Genomic DNA, 1,924 nt, shown 5'->3' with positions numbered 1-1,924 from the left:
CGCGAGATCGTCGAGGACGAGCACGGTGGGGCCCGGGCGGTCTACACCGTCTTCGGCGAGCTGTTCTTCGCGTCCAGCAACGACCTGTACACACAGTTCGAGTACGCCGACGACCCGGACCGGATCGTCATCGACCTCACCGGTTCGCACGTGTGGGACGCCTCGACCGTCGCAGCCCTGGACAGCATCACGACCAAGTACGACCGCAAGGGCAAGTCGGTCGAGATCATCGGCCTGAACGCGGCCAGCGCCTCAATTCACGGTCGACTCACCGGAGAGCTCGCCGCCCCCTGAAACTGCGCGTGGGGGTTGGCGGAGGCACGCCTCCGCCGGTGGTCGCGATGAGACCAGGGAGGAAAGCGAGGAGCCCAGGTGGCTGGACTCCTCGCTTTGCGGCGGAGGATAGGGGATTCGAACCCCTGAGAGCTTTCACTCAACCCGCTTTCCAAGCGAGCGCACTAGGCCACTATGCGAATCCTCCGTCGACGAGGTTACCGGGCGCCACCGGGGTGCGACGAATCGGGATGGTTCCGTATGCTGGTGCCAGCCCCTCGCGCGGCGACACATCACCCAACTCCCCCAGGGCCGGAAGGCAGCAAGGGTCAGTGACCTCTGTCGGGTGCGCGAGGGGTCCTTCACGCCCCGAGGTCAACAATGTGCGGCGATCCCTACGGCAGGGGCTCGACGACGCCGTGGTCGCCGACTGAGGCCGCGAGGGTGCTCAGGTGGGTGCGTCCGTCGCCGAGCATGTGGTCGATGGCCGTGAGGCGGGACATGTGATGTCCCACGCTGTACTCGGCCGTCATGCCGATGCCGCCATGCAGCTGGATCGAGTCCTGACCAATGTGCCGGCCAGCCTTGCTGATCTGCAGCTTGGCCCGGGTGGCCGCCTCGATGATCGTGGCGGGGTCATCGGAATCGATCAGCACCAGCGTGGCCCACATGACAGTGCTGCGGGCCAGCTCCAGCGACACGTACAGGTCGGCTGCGCGGAAGGTCAGCTCCTGGAAGGTCATCAGCGGGACGCCGAACTGCTTGCGCGTCTTGAGGTACTCGGTGGTGATGTGCAGCGCCGTCTCCATGGCGCCCAATGACTCGTGGGCGTAGGCGACCTGGGCCTTGGCGACTGCCAGGGCGATGGCGTCGGTCTGGTCGGCGCCCGCCTCGCCCAGCGGAGTGGCCGGGGTATCGGACAGCTCGACCTTGGCCGCGCGACCACCGTCGAACGTGCGGTAGCCGCTGCGGGTCAAGCCCGACGCGTCCGGCTGAACCAGGAACAGCCCGGTACCACCGCCCTCGAGGGCGGCCGTCACGATCAGCAGATCAGCACGCTGGCCGGTGATGACCGGCTCCTTGACGCCGCTGAGCGTCCACGAGTCACCCGATCCGCTCGCGGTGACGCCGGAGGCGGCCAGCGCATAGCGCGCACCGGGCTCGGTGTGGGCCACGGCGGGGACCAGCGTGCCCTCGGCGATCCCGCCGAGGATCTCAGCGCGCTGGGCGTCGGTCCCGGCGGCCTGCACCAGCGAGCCGGCCAGCACCACGACCTCGACGTACGGCTCGGGAGCGATGACCCGCCCGATCTCCTCGGCCACGATCGCGACCTCGGCAGGACCGGCGCCCATGCCGCCGTCGGCCTCGGCGAAGGGGAGCCCGAGGGCGCCCATCTCGGCGAGCCGCTGCCAGGTCTTCTCGTCCCAGCCCGGATCGGTCTTGATCACGTCGCGGCGGGTCTCGGAGGATCCGTAGGCCTTGCCCAACAGACCCCCGACCGCGTCCTTGAGTGCCTCTTGCTCATCGTCGTACAGGAAGTCCATGTCAGCCCCTCAGTCCCAGGATCGTGCCGGCGATGATGGTGCGCTGCACCTCGTTGGATCCGCCGTAGATGGATGCCTTGCGGTAGTTCAGGTAGTTCGGCACGGCG

Annotated in this window: 2 protein-coding genes, 1 tRNA gene and 1 other RNA gene; 2 read left to right on the top strand and 2 right to left on the bottom strand. The window is 68.1% G+C overall.

Annotation, left to right across the window (positions count from 1 at the left end):
* Window positions 1-294: STAS domain-containing protein (locus tag WB508_RS09840; RefSeq protein WP_423844706.1), on the top strand; the 294-nt coding region annotated here is incomplete at its 5' end.
* 102 nt (window positions 295-396) lie between these two features.
* Here WB508_RS09840 and WB508_RS09835 read toward each other — a convergent pair.
* Window positions 397-481, bottom strand: a tRNA-Ser gene (locus tag WB508_RS09835).
* Between the two features lie 61 nt (window positions 482-542).
* Here WB508_RS09835 and ffs point away from each other — a divergent pair.
* An RNA gene (ffs, locus tag WB508_RS09830) (signal recognition particle sRNA small type) lies at window positions 543-639 on the top strand.
* A gap of 29 nt (window positions 640-668) precedes the next feature.
* Here ffs and WB508_RS09825 read toward each other — a convergent pair.
* Entirely contained in the window at window positions 669-1,817 is a 1,149-nt protein-coding gene (locus WB508_RS09825; RefSeq protein ID WP_423844705.1) for an acyl-CoA dehydrogenase family protein, read from the bottom strand.
* Between the last annotated feature and the right edge of the window lie 107 nt (window positions 1,818-1,924).

This window comes from Aeromicrobium sp. (assembly GCF_049586495.1).
Classification (GTDB): Bacteria; Actinomycetota; Actinomycetes; order Propionibacteriales; family Nocardioidaceae; genus Aeromicrobium.
The sequence above is the reverse complement of the archived record's forward strand: the minus strand, read 5'-3'. Positions and strand labels throughout refer to the sequence as shown.